Origin of the sequence: Salinispora sp. H7-4, assembly GCF_013416675.1 — a bacterium.
Classification (GTDB): domain Bacteria; phylum Actinomycetota; class Actinomycetes; order Mycobacteriales; family Micromonosporaceae; genus Micromonospora; species Micromonospora vitiensis.
In genome coordinates this window covers 22,750-36,707 of record NZ_JABZED010000056.1, presented here as the reverse complement: position 1 = coordinate 36,707, position 13,958 = coordinate 22,750, and the positions used below count along the sequence as shown (strand labels likewise).

At 67.0% G+C, this 13,958-nt stretch carries 20 protein-coding genes and 1 pseudogene; 8 read left to right on the top strand and 13 right to left on the bottom strand.

The annotated features are described in order from the left end of the window. Positions 1 to 48 precede the first annotated feature (48 nt). The 7 genes and pseudogenes from H0524_RS21535 (at position 49) to H0524_RS21510 (ending at position 3,609) form a co-directional block, all read left to right on the top strand. Positions 49 to 231 carry a hypothetical protein gene (locus H0524_RS21535; protein ID WP_180200276.1) on the top strand — a complete coding sequence of 61 codons (183 nt, stop codon included), beginning with the start codon at positions 49 to 51 and terminating at the stop codon, positions 229 to 231. Beyond that, positions 231 to 461: a hypothetical protein gene (locus H0524_RS21530; protein ID WP_180200275.1), complete on the top strand. Its 231-nt coding sequence runs from the start codon at positions 231 to 233 to the stop codon at positions 459 to 461. The genes H0524_RS21535 and H0524_RS21530 overlap by 1 nt, the downstream gene beginning before the upstream one ends. Positions 462 to 466: 5 nt before the next feature. Next, positions 467 to 768: pseudogene (locus tag H0524_RS25510) on the top strand (hypothetical protein). Beyond that, the gene (locus tag H0524_RS21525; protein WP_180200234.1) at positions 762 to 1,028 is read left to right on the top strand and encodes a hypothetical protein; all 267 of its coding nucleotides are present in this window, start codon (positions 762 to 764) and stop codon (positions 1,026 to 1,028) included. Before H0524_RS25510 ends, H0524_RS21525 begins: the two are co-directional and overlap by 7 nt. A gap of 79 nt (positions 1,029 to 1,107) precedes the next feature. Then, positions 1,108 to 2,052: an ATP-grasp ribosomal peptide maturase gene (gene tgmB, locus H0524_RS21520; RefSeq protein WP_180200274.1), complete on the top strand. Its 945-nt coding sequence runs from the start codon at positions 1,108 to 1,110 to the stop codon at positions 2,050 to 2,052. Beyond that, on the top strand, positions 2,049 to 3,164 hold the full coding sequence (locus tag H0524_RS21515) for a protein-L-isoaspartate(D-aspartate) O-methyltransferase (protein ID WP_180200273.1): 1,116 nt from the start codon (positions 2,049 to 2,051) through the stop codon (positions 3,162 to 3,164). Before tgmB ends, H0524_RS21515 begins: the two co-directional genes overlap by 4 nt. A gap of 109 nt (positions 3,165 to 3,273) precedes the next feature. After that, positions 3,274 to 3,609, top strand: coding sequence for a hypothetical protein (locus H0524_RS21510; protein WP_309225192.1), 336 nt, complete (start codon positions 3,274 to 3,276; stop codon positions 3,607 to 3,609). A 66-nt stretch (positions 3,610 to 3,675) separates the two neighbouring features. On the opposite strand, the gene H0524_RS21505 is transcribed toward H0524_RS21510, so the two are convergent. Then, positions 3,676 to 3,945, bottom strand: coding sequence for a helix-turn-helix domain-containing protein (locus H0524_RS21505; protein WP_180200272.1), 270 nt, complete (start codon positions 3,943 to 3,945; stop codon positions 3,676 to 3,678). Positions 3,946 to 4,170: 225 nt separating this feature from the next. Here H0524_RS21505 and H0524_RS21500 point away from each other — a divergent pair, with 225 nt between their 5' ends. Further along, the gene (locus H0524_RS21500; protein WP_180200271.1) at positions 4,171 to 4,494 is read left to right on the top strand and encodes a hypothetical protein; all 324 of its coding nucleotides are present in this window, start codon (positions 4,171 to 4,173) and stop codon (positions 4,492 to 4,494) included. A gap of 1,044 nt (positions 4,495 to 5,538) precedes the next feature. On the opposite strand, the gene H0524_RS21495 is transcribed toward H0524_RS21500, so the two are convergent. From H0524_RS21495 to H0524_RS21440, 12 genes are all read right to left on the bottom strand, one after another. Further along, positions 5,539 to 5,793, bottom strand: coding sequence for a hypothetical protein (locus tag H0524_RS21495; protein WP_180200270.1), 255 nt, complete (start codon positions 5,791 to 5,793; stop codon positions 5,539 to 5,541). A 630-nt stretch (positions 5,794 to 6,423) separates the two neighbouring features. Then, positions 6,424 to 6,762: a phosphohistidine phosphatase gene (locus tag H0524_RS21490; protein ID WP_309225191.1), complete on the bottom strand. Its 339-nt coding sequence runs from the start codon at positions 6,760 to 6,762 to the stop codon at positions 6,424 to 6,426. Further along, positions 6,759 to 7,571 (bottom strand): peptidoglycan-binding protein, encoded by an 813-nt coding sequence (locus tag H0524_RS21485; protein WP_180200269.1) that lies wholly within the window; start codon positions 7,569 to 7,571, stop codon positions 6,759 to 6,761. The genes H0524_RS21490 and H0524_RS21485 overlap by 4 nt, the downstream gene beginning before the upstream one ends. Positions 7,572 to 7,704: 133 nt before the next feature. Then, positions 7,705 to 8,103 carry a hypothetical protein gene (locus H0524_RS21480; RefSeq protein ID WP_180200268.1) on the bottom strand — a complete coding sequence of 133 codons (399 nt, stop codon included), beginning with the start codon at positions 8,101 to 8,103 and terminating at the stop codon, positions 7,705 to 7,707. Between the two features lie 13 nt (positions 8,104 to 8,116). Next, a complete protein-coding gene (locus H0524_RS21475; protein ID WP_255436148.1) occupies positions 8,117 to 10,243 on the bottom strand; it encodes a hypothetical protein in 2,127 nt (708 codons plus the stop codon). Positions 10,244 to 10,246: 3 nt separating this feature from the next. After that, positions 10,247 to 11,290 carry a hypothetical protein gene (locus H0524_RS21470; protein WP_180200267.1) on the bottom strand — a complete coding sequence of 348 codons (1,044 nt, stop codon included), beginning with the start codon at positions 11,288 to 11,290 and terminating at the stop codon, positions 10,247 to 10,249. Beyond that, positions 11,290 to 11,700 (bottom strand): HK97 gp10 family phage protein, encoded by a 411-nt coding sequence (locus H0524_RS21465; RefSeq protein WP_180200266.1) that lies wholly within the window; start codon positions 11,698 to 11,700, stop codon positions 11,290 to 11,292. The genes H0524_RS21470 and H0524_RS21465 overlap by 1 nt, the downstream gene beginning before the upstream one ends. Positions 11,701 to 11,853: 153 nt before the next feature. Next, positions 11,854 to 12,225 (bottom strand): hypothetical protein, encoded by a 372-nt coding sequence (locus H0524_RS21460; protein ID WP_180200265.1) that lies wholly within the window; start codon positions 12,223 to 12,225, stop codon positions 11,854 to 11,856. A gap of 10 nt (positions 12,226 to 12,235) precedes the next feature. Further along, a complete protein-coding gene (locus H0524_RS21455; protein WP_180200264.1) occupies positions 12,236 to 12,640 on the bottom strand; it encodes a hypothetical protein in 405 nt (134 codons plus the stop codon). A 12-nt stretch (positions 12,641 to 12,652) separates the two neighbouring features. Beyond that, entirely contained in the window at positions 12,653 to 13,069 is a 417-nt protein-coding gene (locus H0524_RS21450) for a hypothetical protein (RefSeq protein WP_180200263.1), read from the bottom strand. An 8-nt stretch (positions 13,070 to 13,077) separates the two neighbouring features. Continuing rightward, positions 13,078 to 13,650: a head-tail connector protein gene (locus H0524_RS21445; protein ID WP_180200262.1), complete on the bottom strand. Its 573-nt coding sequence runs from the start codon at positions 13,648 to 13,650 to the stop codon at positions 13,078 to 13,080. Between the two features lie 8 nt (positions 13,651 to 13,658). Next, positions 13,659 to 13,892, bottom strand: coding sequence for a hypothetical protein (locus tag H0524_RS21440; protein ID WP_180200261.1), 234 nt, complete (start codon positions 13,890 to 13,892; stop codon positions 13,659 to 13,661). Between the last annotated feature and the right edge of the window lie 66 nt (positions 13,893 to 13,958).

Genomic DNA, 13,958 nt, shown 5'->3' with positions numbered 1-13,958 from the left:
ATCCTGGGTGGTGAAACGCCGCCTCGACCCGATCGAGGGAGCACGCGCATGATCCGGCTACTCCGCCGACTCCGCCGGCGCCGGCCCGCACAGCTGGACGCGGTCGGCCCCGCCACCCGGTACGCCGCGCGGGCCGGCGCCTACTCCCCGCTGCACAACCAGCCGACGGTCATCTTCGACAACCGGCCACTGCTGACCCCGCTTGCCCGGCAACGGGCCAACCAGCGGTGATGGCCACCGGTGCCCGGCCCAGCCCGGCCAGCCTGTCGACGGTCCAGCTACGCAACCGGATGATCGTGTCCGCTCGGCGGATCATCACCGAGCACTGGCCGCGGGTGGACCGGTGCCCGATCTGCGGTTCCGCGTGGCCGTGCCCGCCCACCGAGACCGCCTACGGCTACCTGACCTCGGTAGGTCAGGGCAACTGGGCGCCCCCGCAGCGGGCCGGGAGTAGGCGTTGACGGCTATGGCTCAGGTCGCAGCTAGGCCGGCGGCGCCCGGCTACAGGTTGCGGGCGGGGGACGCAATCCGTCTCGACCGGCGTGCCTCTCCGCAGTTCGTTCGCCCGATCACGGTTCGGGTGATTCGGGTCCTTGATCGGCCGACCTACGAGGGCTGGCTATGGCTGGAGGGCTACGAGCTGAACGGTGCGGGCACTGCGGTGCGCCGTCGCCAGTTGTACGTCAGATGCGACGGGGTCGTGCCGCACAACCAGTAGACGACCGGCCGCACACGGCGGCCGGCGAACGAAAGGAATCATCATGTTGAGCTCCACCCCGCTGCGGCTGCACCGAGGTCCGCGTACTGAGTCTCCGACCGTCGCCCCGGCAGCACCGGTGTCGTTCGGTTTCGGTCAGGCTCGGCCGATGCCGGCCGGCAACGTCCTGGACCTGACCGGCGTCGCCTACGACGACGAGCGCCAGGTCGCGACCGTCAACGGCGTGCCGTACGCCGAGCTTGGCGGCCCACTCGCGGCGACCGTGCGGCAGACCCGCGAGGATGGCCAGCTCTGGGACGACAAGGACTGACCAGCAGTGGGCGGCCCGCCACGGTCATCACGTGGCGGGCCGCCGCCCGCCACCCCGCCGCACTCTCGGAAGGACGGACATGGCAGTCCTCATCCTCACCCACCCTCTCGACATCACCGTGGACCCGGTGATCAAACATCTCCACGACACGGGCGCAGAGGTGGTCCGCTTTGACACCGCCGACTTCCCGCAGCGTCTGCACTTGTCTGCGACATGGGATGGCGCCTGGATCGGAGCCCTGTGCGGCAAGCACCGGACGGTGCGGCTGTCCGATATCAGCGCCGTTTACTACCGGCGACCCACCCAATTTGCGCTGCCGGATGGCATGTCCGATGAGGAGCGGGCATGGGCGTCCGACGAAGCGCTCCACGGTTTCGGGGGTGTCCTCACCTCGCTGCCGGCAGTGTGGGTTAACCGTCCCGATCGGGTCGCCGCCGCCGACTTCAAGCCACGGCAACTCTCGTTGGCCCATCAGGCGGGGATGACGACGCCCCGAACGATCATCACCAACGTTCCCTCCGCCGCCCGGACGTTCGCCGAGTCCTGCCCCGGCGGGCTGATCTACAAGACGCTCACTGGTAGCCCGAAAGACGCCGGGCTGCTGCACACCACCAGCACGGTTACGGTCGAGCAGGCGGGCGACCCAGGGATAGCCCACACCGCCCACCTACTCCAAGAGCAGGTGGCCAAGGCGTACGAGGTGCGTCTAACCGTTGCCGGCGAGGCCCTGTTCGCCGCGCGGATTGACACGCACTCAGACGCCGCCGCTCTGGACTGGCGTTCGGACTACGACGCCCTGACCTACCAGCCCATCGCTGTCCCACCACGGGTGGATGCGGCGGTCCGCCGGTTCATGGCCGCGCTTGACCTGCGCTTCGGGGCGATCGACTTCATCGTTACACCTGATGCGGATTGGGTGTTCCTGGAGATCAACCCGAACGGGCAATGGGGATGGATCGAACAGGAAACCGGCCTACCGATCGCCGCAGCGATAGCCGCCGAACTGAGTAGGGAGCGCACATGATCGACCCGACGGCAGGGCCCCGACACGAGCTGGCTGCCAAACTCACCACCGCCGGTGCCCTCCGGTCGCCGGCATGGATCTCAGCGTTCGAGCAGGTGCCGCGGCACCTGTTCGTCCCCACCTGTTGGCACCGCACCAACGCCGGCCTAGAACGGCTCGACAGCACGGACCCCGGGCAGCGTGGCCACTGGTTGGCTGTCTGCTATTCCGATTCCTCCCTGGTGACTCAGGTCGACTCGTCCGGGACCGCGACCAGCGCATCCAGTCAGCCGTCTGTCATGGCGATCATGCTTGAGGCGCTTGACGTCAGCCCGGGTCACACCGTGCTGGAGGTCGGCACCGGCACCGGCTACAACGCGGCCCTGCTGTGCCATCGGCTCGGCGACAACCGGGTGCGTACGGTCGAGTACGACCAGGCCCTGTCGGCCGCCTCCGCCGCCGCACTCGCGCGAGCCGGCTACCACCCCGCGTTGCGGGTCGGTGACGGCGCGGCAGGCTGGCACGAGCAGGGACCGTACGACCGGATCATCGCCACCTACGGCATCGAACGAGTCCCAGCCGCGTGGCTGCGCCAATGCGTACCAGGGGGCGTCATCGTCGCTAACCTCGGCCTCGGACTCGTCGCGCTCCGGCTCGACCAGCGTGGCGCGACAGCCTCAGGTCGCTTCCTGCCCTCCCGGGCGGCCTTCATGATCTCTCGAGCCGACCCCGCCGCGGCGATGGTCCCGGAAGCTGCGTTCGATTCTGCTGCTGCCCTCCACAACGGGAGCCAAGCAGACGTCCCAGCCGACCTGAGGGTCGACAGCTTCGTGGCCTGGCTGCACCTGAACTGTCCCAGCATCGTGCAGATCACCATCTCCGGACCGGATGGCAACGGGGACCAGGCCGAGCACATCTACGCCAACCGCACGGGTTCCTGGGCGCGCGCCGGGCGTGGTCGGTTAACCGAGGTAGGGCCCGTTTGGGGAGATGTGCACAACGCGTACCGCCGTTGGGTCCGAGCCGGCCGTCCCGAGGTTGAGCAACTCGGCCTCACCGTAAGCGACGAGGGTCATCACACGCTGTGGGTGGATAGCCCGTCCAGCACGCAGCGATGGAGCCTCATCCCATGACCAGCTTGACCCCTCCGACGAACATGGCGGCTGCCGTGAGCACTGCTGCACCCCTGGTCAGCGCGTGTCACCGCGGGCCTGGTGTGACGGCCGAGCGTACGGTGCGATAGTGACCCGCACACCGATCGTGATCACTGCTGTGGCAGTAGCTGCACTGGGTGCCGGTATCGCCGGCACGGCCCTCTACCTCAACAGCGAGGACACGCCGACCTCGTCACCATCACAGGCACCCGCGGCCTCCGCAGAGCCGGCCGCGGACACGGTCGACCCGTACGAGGTGTACCTAGACCTGGCCCCGTCTGGCGAGCCGACGCTGTCCCGGGAGGACGCGCAAACCCGCGCCTACCTCGGGTGCGGCCAGCCGTGGGCGCCGGGGACAGTCGACGCGGCGCTGGCCGAGGCGTACGCCGAGCTGTGCGCCGACCTTGAAGACCGCACGGGGTAGCCCCGGATGCGACGAAGCGCCCCGCCCGGCCGTGAGGCCAGGCGGGGCGCTGTCGTATACAGGTCGTTAGGTCTGGTCACGTCCCTGCCGGTCGGACTCGTGGTACACCCTCGATGCCGAGGACGGATGGATGCCCATCTCGTCGCCGATTTCCCTCCATGTCAGACCCTTGCTCCGGGCCTTGCCGATCTGACGGCGGCGTTCCGCCGCCACGGCACGGTGCAGGTCCGGCCAGGCGGCGAGGATCTCAGTCAGCACTTGCGCCCGCCGGGCGGGTGTATCGGCCTGGGCGAGCTGCGCGCGCAGCTCGTCGAGTGGGGCGAGCGGGTCTGACATGCCAAAGATTCTAGCGGGTATCCGCTTGACAGGTTTAGCGGGTACCCGCTAACTTTGTGGGTAGGGCAGGCCACTAGGCCCATCTGGCCCACTCGTCGCCCCTTAAAAGGGGATGTACCACCACAACTCCACAGCGGACCCGCGCGAGCGGGACATCGGGGGCCACCCCAGCGCCACGGGCGCGAAGGGCAGCGCGAACACCCAACCCAACCCAGGGAGGCCCCCATGTCCATCACCATCACCGCCAGCGCCACCGGATCGCCGAAGGTCAACATGGCCACCGGCAACGCCAAGCAGGTTCTCGACCTGCTCGGCCTCACGTTCGACGGCGACTGGGGGACCACCACCGGCCCGGACTTCCTCGGCCGCGTGCTGCTCGCCCTCGCCCTGATCGGCACCACCACGGATGCCGTCGGACGGCCCGAAGTGGCCGAGGGGCGCTGGACCAGCGAGGGGCGTAGGCCCGGCTACCTGGCCGAGCGGCTCACCGACCTTCGCCGTCTGGCGTCCTGGGCGGTCGAGCACGGCGCGGACGTCGACTGGTCCTGAACCACCGACGCGCGGGTCCGCCACCACAAACCCCCACCACAAGGAGCCTGCAATGTCCGACTACCAGCTCACCTCCCAGGACATCCTCGCCGTGATCCGGCAGTTGCCCGCAGGGACGTACACGGCCTGGGGTATCGAATTCGAGGGGATCTACGGCCCCTACTTGGCGCCCGCCCCCGGACCGCGAGCGCGCCGAGCGTTACCTCGAGGAGTTGCTGTCGGGGCGGGGCATCCAGGGGCGGCTGGTGTCCCGCACCGTCGTCGTATCGGATAGCGGGTGGCAATGACCGTGCGCACCTGGACGCAACAAACGCCCCGCCCGGCCGTGAGGCCAGGCGGGGCGTTTGTGTCGCCAGTCGACACGTGCAACCATGAGTTGTGCTTGATAGTCGAGCGTTTCTAAGGTGTTACTAAGGGTGAGGTTTAACGTGGGCGCACATAAATGTACAGATTGCCTTCCTTGACTACTGTACCGACGCGCCACCCTCGGCTGCGCATTTTAAGGTGGGAGCTTGCGCGGCGAACGGCTCGCCTCATGTAGTCTACGCGTTCGTTTCCGAGGTTTACCATGACCGGCTTAGCGGCCGCTAATCCTGCTCGGTCCATCTGTTCCTTGCTTCTTTGGCCAATTTCGAGGAATAGTGCATCCCACTTCGAGGCGGGGTAGCCCCCGATGGTTGGTTCAGATTTGATTTCTAGATATTCAATTGGTAAATCCGAAAGAGAGTCTGTCATTACTTCAAATTAGCAAAGTAGGGGTTGCCTGTCAAAAGCGTGTAGTCATCCAGGTAACTTACTTGGAATGGTAACTTACTTGGAATGGTAATCCGTAACAGCCTTGGCCACCCTGGCAGCAGGCGGAACGCTCATTTGCTCGGCATAGGACACGACGAGACGCCCCCGCTTGGCCTTACGGTCAGGCGGGGCGTTGTCTACAGCACGAACCCCCGCCCAACTAGGCCATGCATGGCCAGAGCCCGGGGGCTCTTTCGTCAGACGGGGTCGCGCGGCTTGGTCGGCGCCGGCGGCACCGCATAGACGACCCTACCGCACCGGCGCCTCGTACTTCGGCGCTGCCGGCGTGCCCAGCAGGACACCCAGCCGCGGCCAGCGCGCCTCTGCGGCCCTGACGGCGGCGTAGTAGGCGCCCATCGTCAACGCGACCACACCGGCTGTGAGGGCGGTGGACGAGTCGGCGTCGAGCACGATCCCCGCCTCCGCAGCGAGCCACGCGAGGGCGGCGCCGACGGCGGCAGGGACAGCGGTACGAATCACGCTGATCAGGTAGTCGTGGGTCATCGGGGTTCCTCCTGGGTGGGGTCGGGGATGGTGAACGTGCCGTCACTGCCGCAGCGACAGCGGCTGATCCTGGCCGAGCTGTCCGGCTTGGCACGCCGGTCTCGGCCCGGCTCGGCGATGCTCCTATGGGTCAAGTGCTCAGTGCAGGAGTTCGGCCGAGGGCAGTGGCAATCCGGGCGTTCGTCGATGCTTCCAGTTGCTACGTTGGGCGACATGGCGCGCCCTTGGAACATCGTTTACCTGTTGAGTCTTCTGACTCTCGTGGTCGTCGGGCTTGTTTGGGACGCCCCCACCGGCGTCAAGGTTCTGGTGGGAGGTGCGGCCATGGTCCCGGTTGTGGTCGCTGACGTCATGCTCTGGCGCCGTAGGCGGGCAGTTCGCGTGGCGGATATCGCGAGGTGATGATGGGGCTTTCAGGCCGGGAGTGCCCTGACTGCGGTCGCGGTGTCCGCGAGCCCGTTCGATAAGACCATCACTGGCCGAGAGGCCCGCCAGGATGTAAAGGGCGCGGTTGGCGTCTCGGTTACCGCCGCGGTTGAGCCGGTGCCGGTTGGTCAACAAGACCCCGGCCCGTTGCTTTTCGGGTCAGACCGCCGGGAGGACGTCGGCGATCATCATGTCGGGAGTTGCTCATCCCGCCGAGCTAGAGCGAACCGTAGACAGGGCGGCAGTTAGCCGTGCAATCTCGACACGTGCGGCGCCGAGCTCTTCTCGGGCCTCGGCCAGTTCGAGCCGAAGACTAGTGGCTTCCGCCCAGGCGGAGCGAGCCTCTTTCCTGGCTGCGGCTGCGTCTGCGTACGCCTCACCCAGCTCGGCGCGGGACTGCGCAACGGCCTCCGCGCTGACCTGCTGCGCGAGCTGCGCGACGTCAAGCGCCGGCCGGTGCCGGTAGCGCCACCGGTCGAGTACGTGAACGACAGTGCCGGCGCTCGCCAGAGCGACGAGCAGCGGCCAGATTTGATTGCTCACGTCACCGGGTTGCGGTAGGCGGCGTCCCAGGTTTTGCGGCCCAGTAGCCCATCGCGGGTGAGGCCCTGATCGGCCTGGAATGCTTTGATCAGCTCCCGGTACTCCGGCCCATACAGGCCATCGGCGCCGGCCGTGCGCAGGTAGCGCTTGCCCTTGCCGGCGGGCCAGCCGCGGCGGACCAGCTGCGTGGTCCACACCCCTAGCCAGTGACGGTCGGTACGGTCGCCAAACTTCCGGCGGTAGTAGCCCGACACCGACCTGTCACCGCCTGAGCGCGGGCCGAAGTAGTAGCCGCTTGGCAGGGGGAACGCCACCGGTGGCCCGGGCGCCGGCCGCACCGGTGCCGTCCCGGCGAGCTGGTCCAGCTGCCAGTCCGTACGCCGCACCGTGTCGGCGGCCTGGGTGAAGTCAGAGTTCACGTGGCAGTGGGTCGTGTGCCGGTTAGAGCCGGTGTAGGCGCGGGTGGCGAAGTTGTGGCGGCGGTGCCAGATCCGGCCCTGGTAGATGATGTACCGCACCCACCACAGGGCGCCGGAGCGGGCGAGTGTCACCCACAGCTGCACGACCTGCTCCATCGTGACCCCGCCCGGGTCGTGCAGGTCGGCGTCGAAGTCTCGGGCCCGTACCTCGTCGAGCTGGTCGCCGTCGCGATACTCCGGACGGCCGGTGCGGTCCGGGTTGTGGCTCGACGGGTAGCGCTGGTGTGAGGTGTCGCCGATCGAACCGTCCGACCGGGTGTCCCGATCGGGGAACCGCCGGTTGAGCTGATCACGGGCTTCATCCAGGTTAGGCACCACGGTCCATGCCATCGGTGTTCACCTCCACAACTGGCCAGTCGGTTTGCTCGGGGTCGGACCAGGGATCCGGGAGCTGGACCCCGATGTGCTGCTCCGGATTCTCATCCGGGATTGGGTGCGGAATGGTCACGGCCATCTATTCCTCCTAGTTAATGTAGGTTGCGGTCAGACGCAGATTTGTGTCCGCCGCGATATCGCCGACGGCGGCGCGTGCTTCCACGACCCCGTTGGACGCGTGAATGATGCCCGTGACGGTGTAGTAGCCGGTATCGCCGGACCACATAACCGACTGGCCGGTCGGCCCCCACCCGGGCGGCAGGGTTCCCAACGCGCGGTCCGGCAAATTCCCATTCGAGCTTAGATTGCTCGCGGTATCGAATGCTAAATGCAGGATGAGTACACAGACTCCGGCCGTGCGGCGGAGCTGAAAATTCAGTAGGGTTAAACCGCTGCCGACTGTAAATCCAGTTGTTGTCTCTTCATAATGCCGCCCGTTTAAACGGGCCGGCGTCAGCCGTTGACCGGACGTAATGAGCTCAGGCATTTCTTCCCTCCTATCAGAGCGGTGTAACGGCCGGTGCCCACACCTGCACCTCCGTGCCGTCCGGCCAAGAGCGGCTGACCCCGTTAACGGCGCGGGCGGACAGGGTCACGGTCTGTGTGAGTCCGGTGCCGGTGATCCCGGTGGCGGTCACACGCTCCCCGCCGACCCGGAGATCCATCGGGAAATCCGCCGGGTCGACGGTCCAGGCGCCGTTCACGGCGGTAGAGGTCATCGTCATGGTCAGCGCGGAATCGGACACGGCCACGATGGCGGAGCCGTCCGCGCCGACCCGCTGCGGGCCGTCAGCGACCGCCACGTCCCACGGCGCGGCGGGGGTGGCGTTGACGGTGATTGCCCACTGGTCGGCGTCAAGCACCTCGGTGTATCCCTGCACCATCGCGGCCGTGGGGCCGGGCGGCAGCCACGGCGGCAGGTCAGTGAGCGCCAGGACATCGCCGGCATCCACGGCGGCTACCGCCGCAGCGAGGTCGCCGTCGTAGCCGGGCGCGGTCAGATCCAGCCGCATTTGGGGGTATCGGGCCTCATCGACGGTGCCCAGATGCAGCCGCCAACCAGCCTGGTCGGGAAGCTGCCCGTCGTCGTGGACGTCGAGCTGGACCGACGTGTCGTAGATGCCGACCCCACGGGGCGGTGCCGCGGTGGACAGGGGGCCGCTGGTGGCGGTTGCTCGTGCCGAGCTACCGCCGACCCGAGACACCGTCACGTCGTTCACGACCGCGTCGTCATCGTCGACGGGCTCGAACGGCTCACTGATGTGTCCGGCGTAGCTGATCGGTAGGGGTGTTTGGTTGTAGAGGCTGTGACGGGTTCGGTATACCAGGCCGAGCACGGACCGGGACTCCTGCAGGATCCCGCCGTCGACGCGGGCTGTGCTTTGTAGCAGCTCGACCAGCGGCGCCGCCCGCTGCGGCCCGCACAACTCGGTGAGACTGGGGTCCCCAACCATCTCGACCGCTACGCCCGCCTCGGCGGTCAAGCGGAGAATCCGGTCCCCAGCACGCTCGGACGCGAATCCGGTCGACACGATCCGGAAAGCGTTACGCACGAACGGCAACTCTGTTGGGGTGACAATTAGGTGGGCGAACAGCGCATCGAGGGCGTATTCCGAGCCGTGTAACTCCACTGAGGTCACGCGGCCGATAGGACCGGCCAAGGTTTCGCCGCCGGCCACCGTCGCCCAGAAATTGCTATCGCCGACGCCATGCCACACCCCCGCCCAGCGGGTTCCGACTGGGTCGGTCTGGACCTGCAGCGCCAGCGCCACCCATCCGGTGGGATCGGCACCGGCGCCATACAACACGTTGCGGTTGGCTACCACATTGTCGTCTGCATCGTAGGCCCGCCACCAGTACGAGCCGTCAGTGACCGACAGCTCGTATCGGGCAACCGAGCCGCCGGTCACGCGGACCCGCATCACCAATTGACCGGAGGGGGAATGAGGTTGTGTCGCTAGGCGCATGTAGAACCCGACAGACCAGTGCCCATTGGCGTCGGTCCCGGCACGTACAGGCGTTGCGATCATCGCCTTGGTGGTGGTCATCCGCGCGGCGGCGGCGGTACCACCGAACGCAGCGCCCACGTCAACGCCGAACTCCACGTCCCGGCTGGTGCCGTGGGCGATGCCATCGGCCGCGCTGGCGGGCCGCGCGGCGGCAACGCCATCCTCCAGCGGCAGGTACGCCGCCGGGTTGTAGCTGATGAACGTGCGGCGCAGAGGCGACCGCAGCGAGGCCGCGCCCTGCGACAGGCGGCGCAGTACCCCGGCTCCCTGCACCGGCACCCACACATCGGCGCCGGAGCGATCCCAGCGAGGTGGCCAACTCGAGACCTCAACGACCGCCCGCGTGGATGGACCCATGCTTACCCGCATCGGTGTGTTACGTCCGATGAGGCCGTAATACTTGCCGGTCGGGTTGCGGGGACTGTAACTACCATCGACGTTCTTCAACGTTACGGTGCAGATTGTGGGATCCGCATCGGTGGCCTCAGCCGCGCGGCCGCGGACAATGGTCACCCCACCGCCGGAATCGGCGGCAGCAACCCGCACATCATCCGTCACATCCACCCAGCCGTGATCATCGCCCAGGTAGAGGGCGACGGTCAGCGGTAGCAGGCCCATGGCTCACCCCCGGCCCAGCACCGTTTGGACGTTGCCGCCGCGCTTGCGGATTGCGCCACGCAGCACCTCCACCAGCAGGTCATCCAGCCGTGACCCCCCGGAGTTGATCGTGAGGGTGACCCCGCCCCCGCCGGACCGGCCCGGCGGCAGTACCCGCTCACCAGCAAGGGCCATGATCGGCACCTGTTGTCCGGGACTACCCGGCACAGTGCCGCCGGTGTGGAACGTCGGCAGCCGCGGCGCCGAAACACCCCGGCCGCCGATACCCGGCACCCACCCGGGCACCGACCATGACAGCCGACCAACCGTGTTATTCCAGGCCCGCGAAACGGCGTTGAACCCGGCACGGAACGGGGCAGAAATCAGGCCGCCGACGCGTGAAAACGCATTGCCGATCTTCCTGGGAAGGCCGGTAATCCAGCCGACTGCGCTGCTGGAGAACCGTTTTACGGCCGCCCACCCGGCCTTAACCGGATCACCAATCCGGCCCCACACCGCCCGCCAAAGATCCTGGAACCATGTCGTTTTGCTGGCGATCAACACCACGGCAGCGACCAGCGCGCCGATAGCGACAACCACTAATCCAATCGGGTTAGCGGTCAAAGCGGCGTTGAGTAGCCACTGTGCGCCGGCCCAAATTTTCGAGCCGACTGCGGCGACCTTTTGTGCTGCTGCTGCGGCGAGGGTTCCGACCCGCGTTGCCCGTAGCCAGCGCACGCCCGCCTTTAATGAAGGCAGCAAGAAATTGTATAGACCAGACGCCAAGTCGCCGATGGCGAAACCCATCAAAAGCAGCGCCTCGAACCCGATTCCGTCCTGGGCGACTTTCACGCCCTCCATGCCGTCCTGCACGCCGGTCAGAGTGTCGCGGAAACCCATTGCACGGGTGTCTACGTCATCGGCGGCCTGGCCGACACGGTCGAAACCGTCAGCCGATGCGCGGACATCACGGTCCATTGACCGGGCGGCGGACCCGACGCGATCGAAAGCGGATTCGAGCTGCGACGAGTCGCCCGCGAAGGTCATGGTCACTGTGTTGCCGGCCATTAGTCGACCTCCACTCCAGCCGATTTCGCGGCGTCCAGCAGCGCCCGTTCGGTCACCCGGCGAACCTCGTCACTTTTCGCGGCGTATCCGGCCCACAGGTAGCGGCCTTCCCGCCGAAATGGGCGGCGCACAGTTCGGCCACGCCCGACCCGCCCGCCGAAATCCAGCCACGGGTAGTAGGGCACCCTCGCGCCTCCGGCACGCACCCGTACCGCCCGGCCGGTTGAGGCAACCCGCAGCGACCGAGCTGCCCGTCCGGACCGGCGCGGCACGCGTGGACGCGCCCAGTCCACGACCACGGCGGCGGCGTCGTTCAGGCCCACCCGCAGCGTCTTCGGCAGGTCGGCGTCCAGGCGGCGAAGGCTGCGGGTAAACGAGGCCAAGCCGTCGATCTTGATCGGGTCAATCATTACCTGCTCCCTTCCGCTTTCAGCCGTTCCAGCTCTTCCCGCTGCGCTTTCCGCGCGTAGTAAACGCCCCACTGCATAAACTCGTAGTTGCTCATCCCCGCGCGCAGCTCGGCGACCGTGCGGCCCAACTTCTGCGCGAGAAAGAACTCAAACTCAGTCTCCGGACTCGCCTCGAAAGTTGGACATCGCCTCTTTTTGCGATGTGTCGAGCATCCCGGATAGCTCCTGCACTTTATGGACGATCGGGTCCATCTCTCCAGCCGGAGCTCCCTTCTGCCAGCGGCCTACCTCAGCCTCGGTCAACGGCGGGTCCACCATCGCGGCTGCCAGCATCTTTCGTTCCAGGGTCAGCACGCGGGGACCATCCAGCTGTTCGGTGTCGGTGGCCTTGCGCACCAGGTAAATCTCCGCGCGGCTCAACGTCCGCACCCGCACAGTCCCCACGCCGGGAATCGGCACGTCCGCCACCTCGTTCAAACGCGGCGTCAGTAGGACCTCTTTATCTACCATCTGTTCAGCGCCCATTGATGCCTCCTTACGCCTGGGTCGAATACGTGACGTCGCCGGAATGCTGCAGCTTGCAGGTCCACATCACGTTGTCGGCGACCGGATGCGTTTCCGCGTACTCGCCGACAACGACTTCCACGCTGCGCTCCGGTAGGCCGGCGCCAGTCCCCTCGGGGCGATACACGAAAACGGCATTAGTGCCGATCAGTGGCTCGATCACCGCCCGGGGGCCAGTGACGGCAGTGTTGTCGTAGATGCCCGACAGGTCGGTTGACCCGTCGCCCAATCCGCCGGCATACACCTCGTTGTCGTTGCCGTAGGTGGTGAGCTTCCGAATGTCGGTGGATCTTGTCCAGTCCGAATCATTCAGGTACTGCGACAGGTCGCTGCCGCCGAGTGACACGTATGTGTGTTTGCTGTGTACGCGGGCCATATCCCGTTCCTTTCACTGTCCGCCTTGGCCTGCGATTCGAACTTCGACCAGCGCGACCATGTGTGTGTTACTGCCGATGGTGGTGGTGTCGAACTCCACGGCTGTGACGTGGATGGAGTCGAACGCGGTGTAGCTGCCCTCGTCTGCTTCGAGGCCGGCCTTGACTGAGGTGTCGCCGGTGCCGGCGAGCCAGGTGGATAGCTGGTCGCGGGTGGATTCGTCGTGGACGCGGCCGGCGACCAGGGCGACGGTGAGGGTCAATTCGTCGCTGCCGCGGCCGTAGGTGGCGTCGTAGGTGTAGGTGTCGGGGTAGGAGACCACCGCGGCCGGCGCCGATACGGTGCCCGGCGGGTACGGGTAGACCGACCATGAGTCGTCGATGGTGGCGAGTCTGGCCGCGATTTCCTGCATCACGGACGTGAGGTTCACGGCTGCTCCTATGCGAATGCGGGAAGGACGAACGGGGAGAGCAGGGCGTGAACATCAGGGTCGATGCGGGTCACCCGCAGCGCGCCCCAGTCGGCGGATCCGGCGATGCCTTCAGGGCTGGATCTGCGCTGGTGCAGCCGCGCCGCCTGCAGGAGCGCGGCTTGGGTGACCTCGTCGGGGACTGCAGGCCATCCCCACACGGCGGTGATCCGGGTGTGGGTGCCTGACCAGGTGCCCCGCAGGACGGTCACGGGCCAGCCCGGTTTGGGTTCGTCGGCGTACCAGCTGGTGTAGCTGGACCAGGTGGACGGGGCTCTACCGAGTTCGACGGTCAGCCCGGTGGTGGTGGCGATGTCGTCAACGAGCAGTTGTGACTGCCCGGGGTGGGGGTCGCCGATGATGCGGTGTTGTAGGGGCACGACGCGGGTTGCGGTGGTGCCGGCGTCGGTGTGGAAGCGTCGGCCGCAGTGCCGGTCGATCCATCGGGACGCGGTGTGGATTGCCTGGTTGAGTAGATCGTCGGCGGAGGTGGTGGTGACGCCGAGGTAGGTCTTCAGCATGGCGAGATCCACGTAGTTCATGGGTCGCCTCAGGTCTTCTGCCGCGGTGGGCTCTGCCGGCCAGCCGGCGGGGTCTTGGACCCATGGCCGCGAAGGTTCAGTTGCTCGTCGATCAGGGCGATCCGGTCGGTGTAGCGCCGTTTGCTCGGCTCGGCGGCCGCAGCGGCTGCGCGGGTCAGTGCGGCGCGTTCGGCGGCTAGGCCGGCGATGGTGCTGGTTGGGTTCGGGTCGTTGCCGTACGGCTTCGTGGTCTTGTCGCTCATCGCTGCTCCCGTCGGTTGGTGTGTGGCGCTCGGCTGGGCATACCGCTGGTGCGCCCAGCCGAGCGC